Annotated in this window: 19 protein-coding genes; 10 read left to right on the top strand and 9 right to left on the bottom strand. The window is 48.1% G+C overall.

Annotated features, from left to right (window positions below; translation table 11 throughout):
- Positions 1-11 precede the first annotated feature (11 nt).
- The 4 genes from hpsB (at position 12) to MIC7113_RS24315 (ending at position 3,539) form a co-directional block, all read left to right on the top strand.
- The gene (hpsB, locus tag MIC7113_RS37775; RefSeq protein WP_015184849.1) at positions 12-830 is read left to right on the top strand and encodes a hormogonium polysaccharide secretion pseudopilin HpsB; all 819 of its coding nucleotides are present in this window, start codon (positions 12-14) and stop codon (positions 828-830) included.
- 65 nt (positions 831-895) lie between these two features.
- Complete coding sequence (gene hpsC / locus MIC7113_RS24305; RefSeq protein ID WP_015184850.1) at positions 896-1,909, top strand: hormogonium polysaccharide secretion pseudopilin HpsC; 1,014 nt, start codon at positions 896-898, stop codon at positions 1,907-1,909.
- Positions 1,910-1,942: 33 nt separating this feature from the next.
- Positions 1,943-2,638 (top strand): prepilin-type N-terminal cleavage/methylation domain-containing protein, encoded by a 696-nt coding sequence (locus tag MIC7113_RS24310; RefSeq protein ID WP_155898090.1) that lies wholly within the window; start codon positions 1,943-1,945, stop codon positions 2,636-2,638.
- 307 nt (positions 2,639-2,945) lie between these two features.
- Positions 2,946-3,539, top strand: a complete 594-nt coding sequence (locus tag MIC7113_RS24315) for a pilus assembly FimT family protein (RefSeq protein WP_015184852.1) — start codon at positions 2,946-2,948, stop codon at positions 3,537-3,539.
- Positions 3,540-3,650: 111 nt separating this feature from the next.
- Here the strand turns inward: MIC7113_RS24315 and glgB are convergent, their stop codons facing one another.
- The 3 genes from glgB to MIC7113_RS37350 form a co-directional block, all read right to left on the bottom strand.
- Entirely contained in the window at positions 3,651-5,954 is a 2,304-nt protein-coding gene (gene glgB, locus MIC7113_RS24320; RefSeq protein ID WP_015184853.1) for a 1,4-alpha-glucan branching enzyme, read from the bottom strand.
- Between the two features lie 298 nt (positions 5,955-6,252).
- Positions 6,253-6,543, bottom strand: a complete 291-nt coding sequence (locus MIC7113_RS24325; protein ID WP_015184854.1) for a hypothetical protein — start codon at positions 6,541-6,543, stop codon at positions 6,253-6,255.
- A 342-nt stretch (positions 6,544-6,885) separates the two neighbouring features.
- The gene (locus tag MIC7113_RS37350) at positions 6,886-7,023 is read right to left on the bottom strand and encodes a hypothetical protein (RefSeq protein WP_015184855.1); all 138 of its coding nucleotides are present in this window, start codon (positions 7,021-7,023) and stop codon (positions 6,886-6,888) included.
- 543 nt (positions 7,024-7,566) lie between these two features.
- Between MIC7113_RS37350 and MIC7113_RS24330 the strand changes: the two genes are divergently transcribed.
- From MIC7113_RS24330 to MIC7113_RS24340, 3 genes are all read left to right on the top strand, one after another.
- A complete protein-coding gene (locus tag MIC7113_RS24330) occupies positions 7,567-9,816 on the top strand; it encodes a GAF domain-containing protein (RefSeq protein ID WP_015184856.1) in 2,250 nt (749 codons plus the stop codon).
- A gap of 125 nt (positions 9,817-9,941) precedes the next feature.
- Positions 9,942-10,466 carry a hypothetical protein gene (locus MIC7113_RS24335; protein ID WP_015184857.1) on the top strand — a complete coding sequence of 175 codons (525 nt, stop codon included), beginning with the start codon at positions 9,942-9,944 and terminating at the stop codon, positions 10,464-10,466.
- Positions 10,467-10,544: 78 nt separating this feature from the next.
- A complete protein-coding gene (locus MIC7113_RS24340; RefSeq protein WP_015184858.1) occupies positions 10,545-12,287 on the top strand; it encodes a peptidoglycan D,D-transpeptidase FtsI family protein in 1,743 nt (580 codons plus the stop codon).
- A gap of 17 nt (positions 12,288-12,304) precedes the next feature.
- Here MIC7113_RS24340 and MIC7113_RS24345 read toward each other — a convergent pair whose 3' ends face one another.
- A complete protein-coding gene (locus MIC7113_RS24345) occupies positions 12,305-14,413 on the bottom strand; it encodes a thioredoxin domain-containing protein (protein ID WP_015184859.1) in 2,109 nt (702 codons plus the stop codon).
- Positions 14,414-14,459: 46 nt separating this feature from the next.
- Here MIC7113_RS24345 and MIC7113_RS37780 point away from each other — a divergent pair, with 46 nt between their 5' ends.
- Both MIC7113_RS37780 and MIC7113_RS24350 read left to right on the top strand, forming a co-directional pair.
- Complete coding sequence (locus MIC7113_RS37780) at positions 14,460-14,615, top strand: hypothetical protein (protein WP_155898091.1); 156 nt, start codon at positions 14,460-14,462, stop codon at positions 14,613-14,615.
- Positions 14,616-14,631: 16 nt separating this feature from the next.
- Positions 14,632-15,216: an HD domain-containing protein gene (locus MIC7113_RS24350; protein ID WP_015184860.1), complete on the top strand. Its 585-nt coding sequence runs from the start codon at positions 14,632-14,634 to the stop codon at positions 15,214-15,216.
- Between the two features lie 50 nt (positions 15,217-15,266).
- Here the strand turns inward: MIC7113_RS24350 and MIC7113_RS24355 are convergent, their stop codons facing one another.
- The 3 genes from MIC7113_RS24355 to MIC7113_RS37785 form a co-directional block, all read right to left on the bottom strand.
- On the bottom strand, positions 15,267-15,860 hold the full coding sequence (locus MIC7113_RS24355) for a sulfite oxidase-like oxidoreductase (RefSeq protein ID WP_015184861.1): 594 nt from the start codon (positions 15,858-15,860) through the stop codon (positions 15,267-15,269).
- Between the two features lie 123 nt (positions 15,861-15,983).
- A complete protein-coding gene (gene rpmF / locus MIC7113_RS24360; protein ID WP_015184862.1) occupies positions 15,984-16,157 on the bottom strand; it encodes a 50S ribosomal protein L32 in 174 nt (57 codons plus the stop codon).
- A 202-nt stretch (positions 16,158-16,359) separates the two neighbouring features.
- Positions 16,360-17,154 carry a hypothetical protein gene (locus tag MIC7113_RS37785; RefSeq protein WP_015184863.1) on the bottom strand — a complete coding sequence of 265 codons (795 nt, stop codon included), beginning with the start codon at positions 17,152-17,154 and terminating at the stop codon, positions 16,360-16,362.
- A gap of 244 nt (positions 17,155-17,398) precedes the next feature.
- Here MIC7113_RS37785 and MIC7113_RS24370 point away from each other — a divergent pair, with 244 nt between their 5' ends.
- Positions 17,399-19,252, top strand: a complete 1,854-nt coding sequence (locus MIC7113_RS24370; RefSeq protein WP_015184864.1) for a caspase family protein — start codon at positions 17,399-17,401, stop codon at positions 19,250-19,252.
- Positions 19,253-19,408: 156 nt separating this feature from the next.
- Here the strand turns inward: MIC7113_RS24370 and MIC7113_RS24375 are convergent, their stop codons facing one another.
- A complete protein-coding gene (locus MIC7113_RS24375; RefSeq protein WP_015184865.1) occupies positions 19,409-22,957 on the bottom strand; it encodes a GAF domain-containing protein in 3,549 nt (1,182 codons plus the stop codon).
- 491 nt (positions 22,958-23,448) lie between these two features.
- Positions 23,449-23,907, bottom strand: coding sequence for an NADAR family protein (locus tag MIC7113_RS24380; RefSeq protein ID WP_015184866.1), 459 nt, complete (start codon positions 23,905-23,907; stop codon positions 23,449-23,451).
- Positions 23,908-24,293 lie beyond the last annotated feature (386 nt).

Genomic DNA, 24,293 nt, shown 5'->3' on the forward strand with positions numbered 1-24,293 from the left:
GTAGTTAACCCATGAACACGCTCAAACAAACGCAACCCCCAACCCCATCAACCCAATCAGGGTTCACACTCATTGAGTGCTTACTCGCGATCATTATTGTCAGCGTGTTAATGGTCGCGATCGCACCAGCGGTTGTCATTTCTACTGCCACCCGACTCCAAGCGCGTCGGGTAGAACTAGCAACCCAATCCGCTAGGGCCTATGTAGATGGCGTTCGTTCCGGGAGTATTCCACCACCCCCGAATGTGATCTATTTCCAATACCAGAGTAAGGATGATTTGTCAAATCAAAGCTTGTTCACTAACGCTGGAGTTCCCACGGGTGCAGCAAGCTGGAGTTGTACGCCCGGTTATGTCACTGCGACTCAACCCGTCGCGCCAACGCTAGCGAATGCTGCCCAGTATTATTGCCCAGATGGGAATAGCACCTGGCAGCTATATTGTGTCGATCTAGATGGTGGCGGCTGTAGTAGTACCTCTCCTAAAGATTTAGTCATTCAGTCATTCCGTAGCATCACTGTTCCCCCTCCCCCTGCTACCCCCAATTACACCCAACTTCCTGGATCTCAAGCAGAGGCGGACAAGGGCTATTTTTTAGGCATTCGAGTTTACAGGGCTGATGGGTTAAAAGACAGTGGAGCTTTGAGGAAGACTGCGGTTGATGCACAGGGTACAAGCAAAAGGCAATTGACTCATACCGCTGGGGTTGGTGATAGCAAATCTCCCCTAGTGGAATTGACAACAGAGATTGGACCTGAAGCTCAAAAAGACCCCAGTGGGAGATGGAAGGAGCTTTGTAAGCGACTTGGGGGTGCGGGTTGCCCTCAGTAATCAATCAAATTGTTCATTAGATTTTGCTTACGCAGGTATTGGTTAGCCCAAGGGTAAAGCACATTATGGTTAAACTACTTCAACTACTCCTAACCTACAAGTTCAGAACGACTCAGCCAGCTCAAAAAAATGGTGGCTTTACCCTGATCGAGCTGCTAGTGGGTATAATCCTGGCATTTTTGGTGATTATACCCTTGTTAGGATTCATGGTTAATCTCTTACAAACCGATCGGCAAGAACAAGCAAAAGCAAATTCCGAACAAGAGCTTCAAGCCGCAGCTGACTATATAGCTAGAGATGTAGAGCAGGCTATTCATATCTATGACGGCTATGGACTCAGTAAAATACAGAGTCAACTTCCCCCCCACCCTGATGCTAACAGCACTCCTGTGCTTGCCTTTTGGAAGCGGCAAATTATTCAAGACGTTATAGATACACCCAAGGGCAACGATGATGCCTTTGTTTATTCCCTGGTAGTCTACTACCTAACCAAGAGTGCCGGCGTTACAGGTTGCGTTCAAGAGCCTTGGTCATGTACGGCTCGAATTAGCAGAATTCAACTCAACGATGCGGTAAAGGTTAAGGATCCAACTAATGCAAATACGGTAAACATTATCAAAGCGGCAGACCCAGGCTTTGTGTTATTCAATCCCGAATCAGTCCCTAATTCTGAAGAAGATAGTATGAACGCATGGCCTTATGGGTCTACGCCTTCTTATAATCTCACCCAAACTCCGCCTCAAGTCCTGATTGATTATATTGACCAAACCCCCCTTCCCGCCAATACTCCGTGGTGTCCATCCATACCACGCACTCGCCTTGATTTACCTGCTGATTATGTTCTAACTACAGCCGCACAAGTCCCAGTAACACCGGCATCAGCTGGCTTTTTGGCTTGTGTTGACGTTGAAAACACCTCAGCACAAATCTCCATTCGAGGAAACAGCCTAGCTCGTATTCAACCTAAAACACCAAACCCACCTGGATATAGTAATGCTCAATCTGCATTAACCTATTTCCCTACAGTCCGTATCCAAGTACAAGGGCGCGGTGTATTCGAAATCAATCAGAAAAGTTAAAGCATTTTTTATTGGTTAACATCACAGCGACTATTGGCAAATATCCAACGGCAGGGCATTATGAAAAAACTAGCTTTCTTATTAAAACTTAGAACCCACCTTGCACAAAACAAGCCCACAATTAATAACTCTTCCTACCCAAAAGATTCGGGCTACACATTAATAGAATTGCTGGTCGTAATTATTATAATCGGTATTCTTGCTGGAATCGCTGCTCCGGGTTGGCTTGGCTTTATGAATCAGCGTCGGGTCACTGCCGCTAATGAAGTTATCTTGAGAGCACTGCAAGAAGCACAGAATCTAGCGAAAAGCAGAAAACTCAGCTACAGCGTTGCTTTTGGTACAAAAGATGGTGTTCCGGCGGTTGCTGTTTATCAACGTGGCACTATTCCTAGCGGCGCTGAATGGAGAAGTTTAGGACAAGATTTATCCATCGAAGAAGGGCAAATTACGGTGGGTACCAACCTCGATGATGAAAATAATAAAACAGGCAATTTTGACTATACATTAAGTACAATAACCTCTAATTTTGATCCGACCAAGAAGATTACCTTCGACTATTTGGGATCTATTTCACCGATTGGCACTGACCCTACCCCATTAATAATTAAAGTAGGAGTTCCCCCGAAAGGTAGCTTACAGCCATTTCCATCAACGGTGCGATGTGTTAAAGTTACAACCCTCTTAGGAGCAATTCAAACCGGTCGTGGGGAAAACAATTGTCAATAGCCATCATCATAAGAGACAATGCCTTTGTCCCTATACTCATTGCTCATCAGTAGTAGGGAGCATGGGGACGAACTCTACAGGTTAGAAATTTTATCTTTACAGCTAGGGGCACGACATAGTCGTGCCCTCAATTTTGTATTCTATTTTGATTTATAGACTGAATCCGTATAAATACCTCCGAGAAAACCCTGATTTTTGCAAATCGGGGCTTTTTATTATTCCGAGTTTTTACGCTGTTTTGTTTCCCAAGAATCTAATTCAATCTGAATAAAGGAAATTCACAAAAATTGGTTCAGGGGTAATCTACATGGGACTCAATCATAGTGTCAATCGTCAACCGCTTTCTTCATCAACAGCCGGATTTACGCTACTCGAAACCATCATTGTCGTATCAATAATAGGGATTTTATCTGGGATCGCAGCCCCAAATTGGTTTAACTTTATTAACCGCCAGCGCCTCAACACAGGACAGAACCAAGTTTACCAAGCCATGCAGCAAGCCAGAAGCCAAGCCATGCTCCAAAAAGTAACTTGGCAAGTCAGCTTTCGGCAAGCGCCAGTGGGTAGTCAGCAAGTCGTTCAGTGGTCACTCCACCAAGCCAATATTACGCCTGCCGCTAACAGTTGGCAGAATCTTGACAGTAACATTCGTTTAGATGATGAAACCACCTTACCCAACTCAAAGGGCGTGCGGCGAGTCCGGTTTAACTATTATGGTTGTCCGGTTTATCAGATCAATGATGAGTGTGGGCAAACCTCAATCTTATCTAAAGGACGGCTCACCCTATCAGCTCAAAAGGGTGGAAAAATCAAGCGATGTGTAATCGTTTCCACCCTATTAGGAGCTGTACGAACTGCCAAAGAAAATCCTAAAAAGAAGGATGGCAAGTACTGCTATTAAGTTATGAAGGATTACTTGGTAGGGTGCTCACTTCGCCGCGTAACGCATCGCGCTCGATAGGAAAAAGATAACGGGTGGGTATGACTACGCCTAACCCACCCTAACTAACTCCTACTCGTTCCAATTGTGCTGTAGCGCCGCCTGAGTCTTCTCATGATTGATCTTGAGAATCAATACCCCCAACGGTGGTAAACACAAATCCAAGGAGTAAGGCTGATTGTGGTACGACCACTCATCCGTCCACTTACCCCCAAGATTCCCCATATTGCTACCGCCGTACTCACGAGCATCACTATTAAACAGTTCCGTGTAAAATCCCATTTCTGGGACACCCACACGATAGTGGCTATGAGGCTGAGGCGTAAAATTGCACACGGCAACCACAAACTCCCCAGAATCTTTGGAACGACGGATGAATGCCACTACACTATGGCGATTATCACTGCAATCAATCCATTGAAATCCCTCTTGGGCAAAATCTTGCGAATAAAGAGACGGTTCGCTGCGATAAAGCTGATTCAGGTCGGTGATAAACTGCTTCAACTTTTGATGCGGTTCATATTGCAACAAATGCCACTCTAAATCAGCCCAGACATTCCACTCACTCCACTGACCAAACTCCATGCTCATAAAGAGCGTTTTCTTACCCGGATGAGTGAACATATAGGTAAACAAACAACGCACATTGGCAAACTTCTGCCACTCATCCCCCGGCATCTTACCGATTATATTGCTCTTCCCGTGAACAACTTCGTCGTGGGAAAGCGCCAACATATAGTTCTCGCTGTGGTGATACCACATACTGAACGTAATATTGTTCTGGTGGAACTGACGGAACCATGGGTCCATGTGGAAGTAGTCCAACATGTCGTGCATCCAGCCCATGTTCCACTTTAAATTAAAGCCCAAACCTCCTACATAGGTGGGCCAAGACACCATCGGCCAGTCTGTGGATTCCTCTGCAATCGAGAGGACACCGGGGAAATAACTAAAAATCACATGATTCGTCTGGCGCAGGAAATCCGCTGCCTCAATATTCTCCCGACCCCCATACTGGTTCGTTACCCATTCCCCGTCCTTGCGGCAATAGTCAAGGTAGAGCATGGACGCAACAGCATCCACCCGCATTCCATCGATGTGGTACTTATCGAACCAGAATAGAGCGTTGGCAACCAAGAAGTTTCGGACTTCGTTGCGGTTGTAGTTGAACACCAACGTGCCCCACTCCTTATGCTCACCCTTACGAGGGTCAGCATGTTCATAAAGATGGGTACCATCAAAGAATGCCAAACCGTGACCATCTTTGGGGAAGTGACCGGGCACCCAGTCCACAATCACCCCAATCCCGTTGCGGTGGCATTCATCAACGAAGTACATAAAGTCTTCTGGCGTGCCGAAGCGGGAGGTACAGGCAAAATAACCTGTCACCTGATACCCCCAGGAACCATCAAAAGGATGTTCTGCGATGGGTAACAGCTCAACATGAGTGAATCCCAACTCTTTCACGTAGGGAATCAGCCGATGTGCCAGTTCGCGGTAAGTGAGGAAACGTGCTCCGGGTCTTAGTTCCGAAACCAAAACTACAGGTTCAGTTTCACCATTGGGTAACTGGGCCGGTTCTGCGGCGGAGGCATTCAGCCAGGAACCCAAGTGAACTTCATAGACCGAAATGGGATGAGCCAGAGGATCAGTGTGACGCCGTTGTTCCATCCACTCCGCATCATTCCACTTATAAGCATCCAGGTCTGTAACGATCGACGCGGTTTTGGGTCGAACTTCTTGCTGGAAGCCATAGGGGTCAGATTTTTCGTAGATATGACCGTCGTAGTTTTTGATTTCGTATTTATAGTGTTCCCCAACACCGATTCCGGGAATAAACAAGTCCCAAACACCCGTAGAACCTTTTCGCATCTGGTGTTTACGCCCATCCCAGTAGTTAAAATCGCCTAAAACCGAGACGTTGCGAGCATTGGGTGCCCATACGGCAAAGTAGACACCTTTAACACCCTCTATTTCTACTGAGTGCGCCCCCAGTTTTTCGTAGATGCGGTGATGATTGCCTTCACCAAATAGATACAAGTCGAAATCTGTTAACAGGGGAGAGCGGAAGGCGTAAGGGTCGTAGAGTACCCGCTCATGCTCTCCTTCCTTCGTCCGTAGCTGATAGTTCGCGAGTTCTTTTGCCTCAATCTTGGCCTCGAAGAAGTGAGGATGATGCACCGAATGCATTGGGTATTCCGTCCGCTGTTCTGGACAAACGACCCACGCGGCTTCTGCATTTGGTAGATAAGCCCGTACTATCCAGCCGGTCTTACCATCCTGCTCAAATCGGTGGGGACCTAGGACTTCAAATGGATCGTGATGTTGGTTCCAAACAATACGGTCAATTTGTTCGGGGGCGATCGTTAGGGACATCAAGTTATCTACCTCAATCAACAGGGAGCCAGAGCGTTATAATAACTTTAATATTTATATATATTTTTGTTTTTTTCTACACATTTTTCCTCAAGTTGATAAAATAAATCGCTTTAAGCGATTAGCCGCACCGACTAGAGGGAAATTTCTCGCCATGAAGCCGCTCCAGAAAACCAGAGCCAAGCTAGTATATACCATTCCGCTTTAGGTCGCTCGTGCCTCACACCGGGAGGTGGATGATGCGGAGAACAGGCTAGTACATCTCTACCCCACCCACTAGGCTTGCTATGGGTATTTGTCAAAAAGGAGTAACTGTTCGGAATAGCTGGCGCAGGCGGAGCAGGAAAATCAACTGTCGAATATTTGGGCTGACTTGCGGGGGAGACGAACGTTCTGCCAACTGAGCTTTTAGTTGGGCATATTCGGCTGCGGTTAAGGGTTTGCCATCAAGTGGCGATCGCGCTTCAGTGATAATCTCGGTTCTCAATACCTCTTCGGGGACCTCTTCCGGTGGGGGTAAACATACCGCCGGCACAGCCGTAACTAAAATAATTCCCCACAAAAAAGATAGGAATCTCAATGGAGTCATGGGTGATCGAACATAGCATTGCTAAGTTAAAGCTTAGCTAAGGCTTACAGCTTACAATTTTTAACTCTTGTTGCTGGTTGGGATTAAAGTCCCATTTTAAAGATAGGGCTTGATCCCTGAATGTACTCTTAACAAAGTGATCTTCTGGATATCCAAACAAAATACGACACCCGACAGGCTGTCTGGATGTCGCAACAGTTTAAGGAGCAATTTTGTTCCTTGACTAAGCCATCGCGATTCTCTCAATAGATATGTTGCTGACGTACCAAGCTTGACCAACGCTTTTTGCGAGGGTGTTGCTAAGCACGTACAGCCAAATCTATCCCACTAAAACGCGTCTATTTAGGTAGCCGCAGGCGATGGACTCTCAGTCGTGCCTGGTGTAGCACCTCCTTCAGGGGTTTCACTCGTCTGATTGCAGGCTCCCAAAGTGGTTGCCAAGGTGAGTAAGAGAACCAAGCCAATTAATTTTTTATTCATACACTCCTCTTTTTTTCACGGGCTACGTTAAAAGAATGTTACGAAGACCCATTACAATTCTACTGTTTTAGCATGAAGAATTGTTTTTTCTGCTATTCCTTCGTCAATGACCCGCTTACGGTAAGGGTCAGATTGGCTGAAACCTTAGCACAGCAAAATTTAGAGCAACTTGCCAAAAGTTTTGCGGGATCGTAAATGTAAATACAGTTCTGTTCAAACAAGCCTAATAGATTACACAAAAGACAGCCGATTGCAAAGGGATTTTTAGGATGATTTTAACCTTCTGCTTCTGATATTGGCCTAAGATCTGCCTAGAATTTAGAGGTAAAGCTCCCTCGGCCGAAAAGGCATGAGAGACTAAAGGTAAAAAGGACGAGAAATCCAAAGACTTTCCGCAGGGAGTCTTAAACGAATACTCTCCATCACCTTCTCTCTCACTGACACCTTATTCTGGTGTGGCGTTTCCTCCCAGAATAAGGGGGTAAGCTCTACGGCTACCCTCTTGAGTGAGATGGGTGTGGAGTATCGATCAAGCGAGGCACTGTGTTCCCTACTGTTAATCAGGCTTTTCAATTGCTGCAAACCTTGAGCCAGTCCCCTGGACGACAAGCCGCGCTCTTAAGGAAAATCGTTGATCGCATCCGCAATTCACTGGAATTGCAGGTTGTCCTCCAAACCGCTGTGGATGAAGTCGCAGCTTTGCTCAAATTAGATAGCTGTATTTTTTTATGGTATCTCAAGGATACGCAGCAGATCAGAGTCGTCTGTGAACGCACCCACGACTCGCACTCATACTCTCTTTTGGGATATTATCCCCTAGAAAGCTTTGGATCTGTCGCCTCTGCTGTCGCTACAGGCCAGCTAATGATGGAGAACGGAAGGGCATCCCCCCAGGAGAGATTGTTACCTTGGTTAATAGGAAAGCCTCTCTGGTTAAAACAGTTATTAAGACAGCCCGGGCAGAATAGGCAGAGTCGGGGAAATCAGTTGCCTGATAATTTCCCCGAAAATTTCTCTCAAGCGGATCGACAAGTTTTAGGCTATCAGGCAAACCTACTGATTCCCGTCACAGGAAAAGAAGATGGGATTGGGTTCATGGCCTGTCTTTCCAAGCAACCTCGCCGTTGGTCGGCATCAGAAATAGAGTTTTTAGAGTCGATTGCCGAATCGTTAGAAGTGGCAATCCGTCAAGCCCAGCTCTATGAACAGACCCAGAAACAAGCGATTCGTGAACGCTTGCTCAATCATATTATCAACCAAACCCGTCAGAGTTTCGATATCGAAACCATCTTAACGGAAGCGATCGCCCAGCTATTAGAAGCATTGCAAATTGATCGGTGTCTGGTTCATCTCGTCGAGAACCCGCACCACCTAGACATGGGGAAATATCCACCCGAATGCCTTGCCACCAGCCAAAAGGGTGATGCTTTCCAACGCAAACATCTGTACGAAGTTGCCCGTCCGCCCTTTTCCCCCTCCATTGATGACTTTGACCTAACAGGACCGATCACGCAGTGGGTGATCCAGCATCGGCAACAGGTGATGATTCCCGACATTACCCAAGATGAACGGATTGGTGCCAACAACATCGAATACCGAAAAGCACAGATCAAATCCTCTTTGGTCATACCCGTCCAAGCGAACGGTACACTCCAAGCTCTGCTGTATCTCAATCAATGTTCTCATATCCGGGATTGGTCAAAGAATGACCAAGAACTCGCCCAATCCGTAGCGGATCAACTCGCCATTTCCTTGCAACAAGCCTATCTGTATGCCTGTACCCAGCAACAAGCTAGAGAAAGCGCACTGCAAGCCCAAAAAATGTCGGAAATGCTGGAAGAACTCCGATTAGCACAAACCCAGCTCATTCAAAGTGAAAAAATGTCGAGTTTAGGTCGGATGGTCGCTGGGGTGGCTCATGAAATCAATAATCCAGTTAACTTTATCTACGGCAACATCCCCTATGTAGAAAATTACGTTCGTGACCTGATTCGATTAGTACAAGCTTACCAATCCAACTATCCTCAGCCGACCGCCGACATCCAAAACCTGGCAGAGGAAACCGATATGGATTTTTTACTCAGAGATTTGCCCAAGATTCTCAAATCTATGGAATGTGGAGCGGAGCGAATTCATGAGATTGTTCAGGTTTTACAAAAATTTGCAGGTAGCCAAGTTGCCCCTCTGAAAGTCATCGATCTCAATGCAGCGTTAGAGAGTACGCTATTAATTCTGCATAGTCAGATGAATAGCGAGATCGAGGTCGAGCGTTCCTATGACCACTTACCACCCGTGGAGTGTTACCCAAAGCCGATCAATCAAGCTTTCCTGTGCATTCTCACTAACGCAATGGAAGCGCTCAAGCGTTCGCCTAACTCCCACAAAGTCATCACCGTACAGACGAAATGGTTACCCAGCATAGAAATCGGGGATATGGGAAGAGTGCAGATTGCGATCCGAGACAACGGGTTAGGAATTCAACCAGAAATTCAGCCCAGGATTTTTGAGCCATTTTTCACCACCAAAGAAGTGGGTCAAGGTCGAGGATTAGGTCTAACGGTCACTTATCAAACCATTGTCAACCAACACCATGGTCGATTAGATGTCAGATCTGAACTCAATCAAGGCACAGAGTTCCTGTTGGAAATTCCGGTTAGACATCCCAAACCCATGAAATCTGACCCAGTAAGAGATCAGGGATTAGGAAAAATGGATTGGAGAATAGATAGGGGAAAGAATTCTAGCCCTCAGCCTTCATTCTCCAGTCTCCAGACCTCGATACCCAACCTATAATCATCAGCAACTACGACCAACGGCTGATGCTACGATGGGTTCCATTATTAAGTCATTAGCCAATCACTGGTTAGCAAATATATTGTTATTTGCTCTCATCCCAACGAAAAATTGCGAAACGTGTTATGAATGCTGCCCAACGCTCAGTTTTACCTCAACCCCGTCGGTCTAAACGATCAGCGACTCACTCCAGACCCACGCAACCGAAAGTAAGCCTCTGTGCCAGCGTGACCCGTATGCCGTCGAAAACGGCTGCACCGAAGGTAGAAAAGCTTAATGTATCCCAACAGCCAAAACCCATTTGGCTCTCCTCGTTACTCGTTTTACAGCGTGGTTCCGACGTGATGGCCTTCTTCCTGGTTGCCACAACTCTGACGATTTATTCCTGGACGGTTTATACCCAGCAGCAGTGGACGCAAGAGTATCGTAAACTAGAAGCTCTGCAACGCCAAGAGCGGCAACTGACAACAGCGAACGCCGTGATGAAAGATCAGTTGGCTCAGCAAGCGGAAAGACCCGCTACAGGTCTAGTGACTCCCAGCCAAGCCAATACAATTTATCTACCCTCAGCACCCCAACGCCCCTTCAATGCATCTTCCGCGAGAAGTGCTGACTCAGAACCCGCAGGCAAGACGCCTTTGGGCTACTAGGAGTTCCAGAAGCGATCGCTTAGGATATTTGAGTTCCATGAGCTATCCAGCTCAAACATCAAGACGGCTCAGCGGGAGGTGACCCCCATCACTCAAAACTCATCTCAACTACCACGTTTCAGACTGCTGCTGGTCTGGGGATTGATGATGGTATCCGGTATTGGCATCTTAGTCAATTTGTATCGATTGCAAGTCACCCAGGCACCTGTGCTGGAGGGACGAGCACGTCGGCAGCAGATGGTGTATCTACGTCCCTTTGTCCCCCGACGTTCGATTGTTGACCGAAATGGCAATGTGCTTGCCACAGATCGCCCTGCATACACGCTATATGCCCACCCTAAGCTGTTCAAAATGTCTAAAGGGGAAATGGCGGCATTACTCGCTCCGATTCTGGGCAAGTCCTCAACTGACTTAGAGAAGCGGTTCAATCAAAAACAGAGTGGGATTCGGATTAGTTATGCCTTAACTGAAGAAGTAGCCGATCAGGTGGCACGGCTTCAAGCCAATGGTCTAGAACTGATTCAACAATACTCTCGGCTTTATCCCCAGCAAGATTTAGCGGCAGATGTCGTAGGCTACGTTAATGTCGATCATCGGGGGCAGGCTGGAGTGGAGTACTCTCAGGAGGATGTACTCGAACGGGCGGTTCGCACGCTCCGACTCAGCCGCGCCGGGAATGGCGCACTGATGCCAGACCATGTTCCAGAAGGATTTCTGCACTTTGATGACTTACGATTACAGTTGACCCTCGACAGTCGCCTGCAAAGGGCTGCCCGTTTTGCTTTGAAGCAAAAAATGGATCAGTTTGGTGCAGAGCGGGGTAGTGTGATTGTGATGGATGTCCGAGATGGTTCTCTGTTAGCCATGGCGACAGAGCCAACCTATAATCCCAACCAGTACTCGAAATTTGATGTGGCTCGGTTTAAGAACTGGGCGCTTTCAGATCTGTACGAACCGGGTTCGACGTTCAAACCGTTAAATGTCGCGATCGCTTTAGAGTCCGGTGCGATTCAACCCGACAACATGTTTAACGATACCGGTCAAATTCAGCTTGGACAGTGGCAAATTGCCAACTTTGACTTTGAATCCAAAGGGGGCCATGGCCTAATCAGCGTTAGCAAGATTCTGGAATATTCCAGCAATATTGGTATGGTTCGGATCATCCAACAGATGAAGTCGAAGGTTTACTATAGCTGGTTAGAAAGGCTCGGCTTGGGGCAAAAAGTGGCGATTGACTTGCCCTTTGAGGCCGCAGGACAGCTCAAAAGTGAGCGGCGGTTTACGGCAGGGTCGGTTAATGCGGCAACGGCTTCATTTGGTCAAGGCTTTTCGTTAACGCCCATTCAACTCACTCAGATGCACGCCGCTTTAGCGAATGGGGGCAAACTCGTGACTCCCCATGTTGTTCAGGGACTATTTGATAGTAAGGGACAAATCCACTGGCAACCTCGCCGCCCAGCACCACGATCTATCTTCTCCCCAAAAACCACCCAGGCGGTGATTGAGATGATGGAAAATGTCGTCCGTCAGGGCACTGGAAAAAATGCCCAAATTCCAGGTTACCGAATTGCTGGAAAAACAGGTACGGCTCAAAAAGCCAGTCCTACAGGTGGCTATTACTCGAATGCCAAAATCACCAGCTTTGTTGGTATTTTTCCCGTGGAGTCTCCCCGCTACGTTGTATTAGCTGTGGTTGATGACCCCAAAGGGAAAGACGCTTTTGGTTCAACCGTAACAGCCCCTATCGTCAAGTCTGTCGTCGAAGCCCTGATTTCCATTGAACGTATCCCGCCCAGTCAGCCTATAGAGCCGACGAACTAAATGCCGATTAGCTTAGCTTAGTCCACCTCCGAGGCTCTGGTTTGGCTTTGCTGCAATTGCTCCAACAACTGCTCAATCGTATAGGCGGGTTCTTTGCAGCTAAGTCCCTGGCAGACTAAACCCACGACATCTTGAGGTAATTGGGTTTCTAATTGCCAGATACTGGTTGGCCAGTAGTGATTACTTAGGGAAGTCAGGAAGTCATCGCTAGAGCGAATTAGTGTACAGTGGCAATACCAATCCAAGGCTGTAAATAAGCTGGGGCATACTTGGGGTGACTGGTTCATTACCCGACTAAAGGCTTGCAGGGCTTGCTCCGCCTGATCGAGGTACTGGAGGTCTTCAGTGAGCAAAGCCAGACGCACCAGATTGGCGATCGCAATTCCATTGGCTGAGGGGGTGGCATTATCAGCATAGCTACGCTCCCGCACTAACAACTCACCACTGCCATCACTAGCGGCATTGTAGTATCCGCCTAATTCCACACTCCAGAGGAATTCATCAAACTCTTCCTGCACCCGAATGGCTTTCTCTAGCCAGTCAGAAGGTTGAAGGTTAGAAGGTGGGTTTGAACTTTCCAGGTGCATCTTGCTAAATGACCAACTCGCTTGATGCAAATCCAACAGCGCTTTGATGAACAGGGCATAATCTTCAGACTGCGCCAACACGGAAGGTTGACCGTCATAATTGAGTCGGTGGAAACGGCCCTGTACCCATTGGGAATTTAAAATGAACTGAGCTGCATCTGCGGCTAATTGCCAATATTCTGGCTGATGGAATACACTGTATGATCGCGCTAGACCAGAAATCATCAAGCTATTCCAGGCCACAATCATTTTTGTATCAGTTACCGCCGGAATCCGACCCTGCCAGTTATTCCCTTTCGCTTCCTGATTATTGCGGGCGGGTGGGAAGGTATCTAAGACATCGGGCTTTGAACCATAACGCACGGCAAACAGTTTAGCTAAAGCCGCTTCAACCGTATCGCTTAACTCCTCAGAGTGACGGCGCTGCAAAACGTTTGTTCCTTCAAAGTTGCCCTCGGCTGTAATGGTAAATTGCTCCTTCAGTTCCGTTAACTCTTCAGGGGTTAACAGTTGTTCCAATTCCCCATAACTCCAGACATAAAACGCCCCTTCCTCTGGCTCAGCCGCATTGGGTTCACTGAAGCTATCAGCATCTTGAGCAGCATAGAAGAACCCCTGAGGTGAGGTCATTTCCCGCTTGAGCCATTGGACAGTACCCGCGATCGCTCGTTTAAACGCAGGTTCGGTAATGCCTGCACTCCATAAATTCGCCAAATACTCGACAATTTGCCCATTATCATAGAGCATTTTCTCAAAGTGAGGCACCGTCCAGGTGGCGTCAACCGTGTAACGGTGAAACCCACCCGCCACATGATCGTAAATGCCACCTTTTGCCAGGTCTAATCCACGCAATCGCACCGCTTGGAAAGAATCATATTTAGACTCAAACTTGAAGCGAGAGCCTCTGAGTACCAGTTCCGCATAAGGCATCATCGGGAAGCTGGGGCCATAGTTGCCGGCACTGACAACACCCGTATTCGTCTCGATTCCACGCTCTAGCAAGTCTTCACTCAGCGGTTCGGTTCCAGGAGGGACACTCGCCTGTTGGAGGTTGGTGAGAATCTCTTCTTTGAAGGTTTGGAGCTTGGTTTTTTCTAGATCGTAGAAGCGACGAACCGCTTGCAGCACTTGCAAAAATCCAGGACGTCCGTAGCGGGGTGTAACAGGAAAGTAGGTGCCACCATAAAACGGCACCCGGTCATCAGGAGTGAGAAAAACGTTAAGAGGCCAACCGCCTTGACCCGTCATCATTTGCAACGCCTGCATGTAAATGCTATCAATATCGGGTCGCTCTTCCCGGTCTACCTTAATCGGCAGGAAATTGGCATTCATGTACTCGGCAATCGCGGAATTGGAAAATGCCTCTCCTTCCATCACCGTACACCAGTGGCAGCTAGAGTACCCAATGGAAAGAAAAATTGGCTTATTTGCCACCTTTGCTGTTTCCAAGGCTTCATCACACCAAGGCCACCAATCAATGGGGTTTTCAGCGTGTTTACGGAGATAAAGGCTTTGGGAGTGGGCCAGACGATTGCTCATGACTACTGCTCGGTACTAGGAAAGAGATGCACGTCGAGAATATCTGTTGTCAGTCTATCGTGGTGGGTTCAGCCGCCCTCTGGTGGAAGGTAGAGAAGTTACAATCAACAGTTTTTTGAGTAACGAAGACCTAACAGCCTGTGACACCATTAGCTTATCGGATGCCTCCGCTCAGTCCTGGCAGAATCTCAGCCTTTCTTAACCTCTTGGAGCTATTCATGAAGCTATCAGAACGCTTTACAGATGCCCTAACTTATGCCACCCAACTGCACGCCAATCAAACCCGCAAAGGTGGAGAAGTTCCCTATATTTCTCACCTGCTGGGTGTTGCCAGTATTGCCCTAGAATATGGGGCGAATGAAGACGAAGCGATCGCCGCACTGCTCCACGATGCCATTGAAGACCAAGGCGGAAAAGCCACCCGTGAAGAAATTCGTTGCCGCTTTGGCGATACCGTAACCCAAATTGTGGATGGTTGCACCGACGCTGACACGACACCCAAGCCACCTTGGCGTCAACGCAAAGAAGCCTATATTGCTCATATTCCCCAAGCTTCGGCTTCAGTTCGTTTAGTCTCTGCGGCTGATAAGCTACACAATGCGCGCTCAATTCTCAAAGACTATCGTTTAATCCAAGAGGCTGTCTGGGAGCGCTTTCAAGGCGGTAAAAAAGGTACTCTTTGGTATTACCGTACTTTAGCGGATACCTTTCGTGCTATTGAGTCAACCCCTCTAATTGATGAATTAGAGCGGGTTGTCATTGAACTTGAAGAGTTGGTTCACACGGTAACCAACAACCAATGAGGCTACTGAAATCCCCGTCCTCAGTGTAACCAGGGCGGGGAAGTTTAACACTAAAAACTATAGCGCTCTTCTGCCCAAGGCTCTCCTCGACGGTGGTAGCCATTACGCTCCCAGAACCCTAACTCCTCGTGGTCGAGGAATTCTAAACCATTGAGCCATTTAGCACTTTTCCAAGCGTAGAGATGAGGAACCACTAAGCGCAGGGGGCCACCATGTTCTGCGGGCAGTGGTTCTCCAAACAAAGTGTGAGCAAAAAAGTTTTCTTCCCGCACAAAATCTTCGAGCGGGATATTCGTGGTGTAGTCACCGTAACAGTGTTCCATGACGTGAGTGGCATTGGGAGCGACCTCTACTAGGTTCATAAAATCGGTCACCTTGATGCCTGTCCATTTGACATCCAGTTTTGACCAACGAGTCACGCAGTGAAAATCAGCGGTGAAATCGTGTTGGGGCAACGCCATAAAGTCAGACCAGCTAAAGGTCTTGGGTTGGGCTAAGCCCCAGACGCGAAATTCCCAGCTTTGGAAGTCGATTTGGGGGGTCTGACCATAAGTCAGCACGGGGAAACCTTTGGTGAGGTATTGACCGGGAGGAACGCGATCGCTCTGATCTGATTCTGGTTTACGGAAAAATTTCCCTATCATGATGCCAGTAGAGATAGTGATATGGGTACTAATCACACCGTAGCGTCGAATTTTGCCATCAGGGTAAAATTTAGCTCAACAAAAAGACCCCCCAAGCCTGTGCCGACTTTCCATGGCTTAGTCTTAGCTTTCTTCCTCTTCTTCCTCTTCGGTGGGATAAACAAAGGAAGAGCGCCCACTTAAAACGGCCTTGCCCAGAGACAGGGCTTTTTGAGCTTGCAGTGCCGCCTTGCGCTTCCAAGTTGCTTTGCGTTTGTCTCGTTTCGATTTTGAGGTTTTCTTCTTAGGAACAGCCATGTCAGTTCAGAATTTTTGACAACCTTTCCATTTTAGGCGATTGCCTCCAGAACTTTGACCAAAAAAGGCAGACCGGAACTCATACGAGGACAGAAGGCATTCATATAGCGGTTCTCGATTGAGTGGAGTACATCTAAACTTCTGCCCTTTGCCTTCTGCCTTCTGGAACGGCTTTAAGCGACTAGTTTGTTACGCTAGTTTGCTAACGTCCAGAAGGAGGTGGTGGTAGGGGTACTCGCTGGATGGGTGCGCCGGGAATATCAGGAATCTGGTTATTAGCAGGGGCGGCTGGCGTAGCAGGTGAAGCTGGAGTAGCGGGTTGATTAGGGGTGGCGGGTTGATTGGGGGTGGCAGGTGGTGCTGTGTTAGCCGGGGGAGAGGCTGGGATAATCCGGCGGTTTCCACCTGGGAGTTCGATGACTCTGGGGCCAGTCGGAGTCTGTGGAGTTGGGGTAGCGCTTGGCGATGGCGTTGTCACGGGCTGAGGGGTTCCCCCTGGTTGAGTGTCAGGTTCCTCAGAAGTCTGGTCAAATCCCAGTAGCGTGTCGGTATTAGGGAAGTAGGTAATCCAACGCTGGGGATCGGGGCTGCTTCTCCAAGATGGGCGGCTGACGTCTAAGGACAACAGAGGGACGATCGCACCATTATTTTGCCCCATCAGCGTCACCGCCACATCTGTCACCAAGATGTCTCGGTCAAAGCTGCGCTGAGCGGCAGCTCTAGCCACAGCCTCGGCACGGCGCAGGAAGCTTTGGAACGATTCGCCCATTTCACGGGTGAGGACAACGTTCAGACGTGCGGTGTAAGCTTGGGCACTGGGCGGCGCGACGACAGAGGCCGTCAGCCAACTGACACTGACCAGGCCTAATATTGCCATTAAACTGAACGGTGCAATTTGTTTGTGAGCGATCGCCTGGAAAAACTCGTCAGAAGCCTTGTTCAGCGGCTCAGAAATGCCTGACAAAGGGTTGACAAACCGCCGTTTAGATTTCGACATAGGCCGCACTTCCTGGTTAGTCTTGAATGTTAGCGTCTTGCGTGAGTATTTTTGAGAATAAATACCCTAATGAATAAATTCCATCTATTCCATTCCATCTAATCTATAAGATGAAGGAAAAATTATAGACTATACACGGATTCGCTGTTTGGAGTTGGCATTCGCTATAAACTTAGGGCATCTTAATTAAATGCCAAACCTAACCAATCTAATCACCCCATCAGATAGCTGAAACCAAGAGCACATGGCAAATCACGCTTGTATCGCAATCGGCATCAATCACTATCAGTTTTTACCCCCTCTGAACTATGGGGAAGACGATGCCCAGGCGCTATGGCAATTTTGGCTCAATCAAGCTGACTTACCATCCAACCAGTGTTTGTTGTTAAGCGACACAGCACCTTTGATGGGGAACCAGTCCAGCTATCCTACGCGGGACAATATTTTGTACGCTTTGGAGAACAATCGCCTGACTTCAGGGAATTCCTCGAATTGGCGCTGGTTCTTTTTCAGTGGCTATGGTGTTCGATGGGAACAAGTTGATTATTTCTTACCCATTGACGCTAACCCTAAGGATATTCCCGGAACCGCCATTTCCGCGCGATCGCTTTTAGGCTCCCTCAAGGCTCAAGGGGATGAAAATCTCCTCGTCTTCTTAGACATCAACCGCTCACCCGGACTGCAAGCTGGTGCGCCTGTTGGGTCGGAACTGGTGGAATTAGCACACCAAATGGGAATTGTCCTTGTGCTCTCCAGCCAACTCGACCAATTTTCCCACGAAGCGGCAGGACTGGGTCATGGCTTATTTACGACGACACTTTTAGAAGCCTTGACCTACTATCACACGGACACGACCTTGGAGAAGCTCGAACAGTATCTAGGCGATCGCCTGCCGGAGTTGAGCCAACACCACTGGCGACCGATTCAAACGCCGTTGTTCGTGATTCCACCCCAAACCAATCAACAACAGCGGATTTGGCCTACAGCCGTTTATTCACCAGGGATTGAGCCGCATCCGGCTAGCCCTTCTATGGCGTTTCAGTCTGGAACAAGATGGAATACTGAAGACGCTGCTGAAGATCATTCCTACAACGGAATTGGAACCCCCAAGCCAACCAGTGGGGTTTCGGTTTTAGAGTCACCCACTTATCCCTCTTCAATCCCAGGAACCACCATCCATCAGACGGAATCAGTGCCTATGGCGATGGTTCCCTATATAACTCATGGCTCTAAATCGGCTAGTCGTAAAACACCCTTGTGGCAACAAATTTTGCTTTGGGGAGGCGGTGCTGTCCTGGTTTTATTGCTGATGATTGCTGCGGTGCTATTCCGTAACCGAGATGGGTTTACCAATGAGCCGCTCGTCAATCCATCCCCGGTGAACCCTTCACCGATCACCTCACCTGTGGCAACAGAGCCACGCTCTCCGCAGACAGGCTCAGACGGCACCCTGAATCCACCAACCTCATTACCCCAGACAGGGGAGCCAAGTCGCCTTCAAGTTAATCAGGAAACATTAGATCAGGCAAGACGCTTACTCCGACCGAATCAAGCCTCTTTATTTAATAAAGCGATTGTTCAAGCACGTCAGGTGAAACCGGGCGATCCTTTATATGCAAAGGCACGGCGAGATATTACGCGCTGGAGTGGAGTAATTCTGGATTTAGCAGAGGGACGAGCCAAAGCTGGGAATTTTGGGGGAGCGATCGCGGCGGCTCAACTGGTTCCCAAAGATGACTGGTCTGTTTATGGCAAAGCGCAGCAGACCATTAACCAATGGAAAATACTTGCCACTCAGCAGCAGAAAAACAAAACCCTGATCCAAGAAGCTAAACAACAAATTCAACCCAATCAAGCCTCGTCTTATAGCCGTGCGATTACCACCTTACGTCCAATTTTGCCCGATCAGCCGGGGTATGACGAAGCCCAACAGTTAACCGCTCAATGGAGCCGTACCATTTATTTAATCGCTCAGTCACGAGCGTCGCGAGGGAAATTGCAAGAGGCGATTCAGTCAGCCTCATTGGTTCCAGCCGGTACCCCTTCTGCGGAGGCGGCGAAAGTGGCGATCGCCAAGTGGCAGCAAGGCAAGCGTTAATGGGGTGCGGGGGTGCTGAGGTGCTGAGGTGCTGAGGTGCTGAGGTGCGGGGGTGCTGAGGTGCGGGGGTGCATTTAGAGATAAACTCTCTTTACCTTGCTTGAATTTTGCAGATTCGGGATGCTCCCACCCAAAATCCTGGCATCCAAAATGCATCTATCCCCGGACTGGTTCGCTAGCCAACAAAGGGCGTTCTGGGGTGGGTTTCGGCTGCTGTATCGGAATCTCAATCCGGAACTGGGTTCCTTGTCCGATTTGGGAGTCACATCTAAAGCTGCCCCCATGTTTTTCCACCACAATTTGATAACTAATAGAAAGTCCTAAACCCGTACCTTTCCCAATCGGTTTCGTGGTAAAGAAGGGGTTAAAGACTTTCGACAGTAGCGCTGGACTGATCCCAGGACCATTGTCAGCAATTTCAATCACAACATGAGGAGAGGTTGGCAAGGAGGATGGCGAATTTTCTCCATTCCTGTCTCCGATTCTCTCTAAGTCCACTGGCTTGACACGAGTCGAGATCGTAATCTGACTCTGATGAACCTTCATGCCCTCGGCTGTGCGACTGATATGATAGTCCTCTAGGGCATCAATAGCATTACTAAGAACATTCATGAATACCTGATTGAGCTGACTCGCATAGCACTCAACCAGTGGCAATTCACTATAAGTTTTAACCACTGTAATACCCGGATAATTGGGCTTTCCTTTGAGGCGATGTTGCAAAATCAATAGTGTACTGTCGATGCCTTCATGAATATCAACGGGCTTCATCTCTGCTTGATCCAGTCGAGAGAAATTACGCAAAGAAAGCACGAGGTTGCGGATACGTTCCGAGCCAATTTTCATCGAAGCCAAGATTTTGGGTAAATCTTCTTTGAGAAAGTCTAAATCGATGGCTTTGGCATACTCATCAACTTCTAAGTCTGGCTCAGGATAATACTTCTGATACAGATGCAGCAGATTGAGCAAATCATGAGCATACTGATTGGTGTAGGTTAGGTTGCCGTAGATAAAGTTAACGGGGTTGTTGATTTCGTGAGCTACACCCGCCACCAATTGACCCAAACTGGACATTTTTTCCGTTTGAATCAGTTGAGTCTGAGCTTGCTTGAGATTCTCAAGAGTGAACGCAATTTCTGCTGCTTGCTGCTCTTTGTCTTCCAATAATCCTGCTTGTTGTAAGGCAATACCCAAGTGAACGGCAACCTGTCGAACAAAGTCAATTTCCGAGGTGTCCCAATAACGTAATCCTGTGCATTGATAGATACAAAGTAATCCCCAAAGTGTATCCCCTTTGGGTAGTGGTACCATCAGCGTCGAGCGGACGTGTAACTGCTCCAAAATTTTGATGTGACAGTCGTTCAAACCTGCATTGTAAATGTCAGGAATGGCCTGAATCCAACCGGAACGATACTTCTCCCCAAAGCAGTAATCTTGAATGTTACGGTTCGCCTCAGGCAATCCGGGTTGAATGTCTTCAGACACAACTTCTCCGTGATCGTAGCCAAACTCAGGCGCAAAGCGGAACACAGCGACCCGGTCAGCCGCAAGTAGCCGCCGAACTTCTGTGGTTGTCGCTTTAAAAATGGCTTTGACATCTAGGGATTCTCTAATTTTGGTAATCACACCAAATAACGCTTGTTGTTGTTGAGCAACAATCGCCAGTTGTTTGGCTTGAGCGGTTGCTGTCGCGGCAGCAGTGCGGCTTTTGTCATAAAGTTCAGCTTGCTGAATCGCCACAGCCGCTTGATCAGCCAATTGTTGGAGTAGATCGATCTCAAAGGCTTGCCAGCTACGGGGCGCATGACATTCTTGGGCAATCAGAAATCCCCACAGAGGCTGTTCCTCTTGATTTTTGTGGAGGCTTGTAGGAGTACAGCCACAGCTAAAAATATCTTGGGAATGGTAAGCCCCCATTCCAATTGGGACAATTAAGGTGGCTTGGATGTGGAAACGCTGCAAAAACTCTCGCTGAGCCGGTGCAAGGGGGGCACGAGCGACATCGCTAATCACGCGCACTCTGCCGCGTTTGTACGGTTGACTCTGTGTTTCGAGAAAGTAGCCGTGAGGGTCACTTGCCCCTAAAGTCGAGAACCAGTCGCCGTTAATCGATTCGACAATCACTTTACCCTGAGCGTTATCAGCAAACTGGTAAATGACGACTCGGTCTGTATCGAGCAGGGAGCGAACTTCTCGGACAATGGTTTGCAGAATCGTGTTTAGATCGAGGGTGCTGCGGATTTGGCTGGTGACTCGCTCCAAGGCACGCCCCTGTTCCAGCGCTTGTTGTAATTTGGCGGTGCGCTCTTCGACTTGGCGTTCTAGGTTGGCGTTGAGGGACTGCACCAGAGAATAGAGTTCATACTGCTCAATGGCCATGGCAAATTGATGACCTAAGGCGACTGCCAATTCAATGTCCTGGCGTGTCCATTCCTTGGCCTGACCCCGTTTTAACTCTCGCCAAACTTCAAACGACTGCCTGGGAAGCCGTTGTTTTTCACTCGGATCGAAGCGTCCCGCCCACAAGGTTTCCGTATCGATTTCGGGACGAAAGATGCTGAGATAGCCGAGAAACGAAGAGCGATAATACAAGGGCATCACGAGGATTCCTCGAATCGTCGTGAACTGGAAGGCTGGGGTGAGGGTACGCCAGTCTGGAAGGCTATACAAGTTGGTCACCGTTAGGGGCGAACAACTGGGGAAGAAGGGTACTCCCTTGGGAGTGGGAGTGGGTGATGAATCGATGGGGGGGTTTCCAGGTTGGGATGAGGAATTCTCTTCCGGTTCTCTTCGTTCTCTAAGAAAGAGGGTGTTCTCTTCCAGGCAGGATGTCCAAGCGGTAAAGACAGGATGCTGTTCGATTAAACTCTCGGTTTCTCCAATCAGAGGTGCCAGTTGAGTTCCACAGGTCAACACTTCCGCCCGATCATCGGTGGTGTAAGGGGCGATGTAGAGTCTGCCGCCACAACCTTGGAGGGCGGTGACTGTTTCTTCGAGTGCAGCAGAAAGCTCAATCGTTGGTAGAGAATGCAACAGCGTAGCAACTCGGTTGGTTGTCGCTTCGACAAAGTGCTGTTGTCTGGTTTTTGCTAAGAGATGGGACTGAGCGATCGCAATTGAAACCTGATCAATCGCCCACTGCATCACTTGCAGTTCCCGTCGGGATATCACACGCAATTGGATGCTGTGACAGACCAAGAGTCCCCACAATTGTTCCTTAGCGTGTTCAGACTGGATATTGTTATGCACAATCGGCAAAACCACTGTAGATTGAACCCCCATCGCCGTCAGATAGGCGGCATGACAAGAATCTACAGGGTGATATTCAACGAGTTCCTCTAGGGGTATTGTCTCTTCGCTGGTAATACAGCAATCAATGGGTAACCAACCAATCCGCCCCAATCCCACATCGACGAAAGAACATAGACGCTTTTCCATATACTTCTGGCGGGCTGTTTCCGGAATGTCATCGGCTGGGAAGTTTAGCCCTTTGAGGGAGGGAAGACAATTGTCTTGAATCGACTCCGCCATCACTTCTCCACTGCCAGATGCATGAAACTGATAAACGATGACCCGGTCAGTTCCCAACAATGAACGAAGCTCAGCAACAGTCGCTGTTAAAATCTCTTCCAATTCCAGAGATTGACGAATCCGATTGGTAATTCGGCGTAGCAAATCTTCCTGGCTTAGTTCTGGCTGTGACACTGTCCTAATCTCTATAAAAATTTTTTCTGTCGTTATGCACCCAACGTATCGATTAAAGATGTACAAGTATTACTGCTTATCCGCATTGGGTCACTTCAAAGCAGGCAAAGAGGTTTGTAAAACAGAGAATCTTATCCAATTTAAGACGATGTGAGCGCTCTTTGAGATTTCTTCAAAAATCCCCAAGAGTTAGGTTCACCTTTAATCCCTCGGATTTATGGCTATGGGATAGCACCCTGAAGAACATATAAGCGAGTGTCTCATTGGTTAGAGAAAGTGCAGGTATCCTATATGGAATCGCGTTGAGTGTCATTCAACTATTCATGCATCAGTCATGATCCCTAAGAAGGTTTCAGTCGGATAACCGACGGTAATAATACCTATTTTAGACGTGAAAACTTCTATTTACCGAATCCTGAAAAAGGCTCAGAACCTGAAATTTACCTAAACTCGCGTCTCCTGATTCCGTCTCACTCCCTTTTGGGAAAAATTTAGTTTTTGGGCAGACGCCGCCGAATTTCTTGACGAACATTCATGAGAATCTGACCGAGTTGGTTCTGACCTGTTTTTTCCTGGCCGCAGCCCCAGTAGTAATCGGTGGGAGAGTCTTCGACAATTAGTTCTTCACCCGTATTAAGTAGAATAACCTGAATATCGGTATGGGTGAGAAACTTAGTCAGAACCCCTTGCCACATCACTTGGCATTTAACCTCTTCCCAGTCACAACGCAGTTTGAGGGTGCGATCTCGCCCTATTTGAGCCGCTTCCATTGGTGTTTTGGCGTCTCGAATCACTTGGATCAATCGTTCATTCTCAGTACGGACAAATTTTTGAGCTTGATAGTAATGCTCCACCGTTTGCCAATATAATCCCTCCACCTCAATCGGGTGAACAGAGAAGTTGGAAAAGCAGCCGTAGGGGTCACTCACTTTATAAAAATAAATTGTCATGGCAAAATATACAGCTATCCAGAAGGGCGCTCTAATTCTACCGACCTCTCAAAGGATTTGAGGGTTGTGAGTCGGTGTGGCATGAAGGTTGAGATCAGTTTCCTGTTACTTAAATATTGAGTGATGGCAGGGGTTCCCGCCCAAGCAATGACCAACCAGAGGCTTGGGGATGAGGAGTTGTTATAAGTAAGCTGGATTAATTGGATACTACTTTATAGGGATTGTCAACTCCAGTCAGGGGCGTTTTACAAGAAGAGGCCAACATGGAGGAACTAGACAATTAATTAGGGCTTGTGCAAGAAGGCAGTTCGCGTAGCGTTCTCCGTAGGAGTAGTTAGGAGGCAATTCGCGCAGCGTTCTGGGCAGGAGTAGGCAGAAGGGTTTCA

Origin of the sequence: Allocoleopsis franciscana PCC 7113 (assembly GCF_000317515.1) — a bacterium.
Taxonomy (GTDB): Bacteria; Cyanobacteriota; Cyanobacteriia; order Cyanobacteriales; family Coleofasciculaceae; genus Allocoleopsis; species Allocoleopsis franciscana.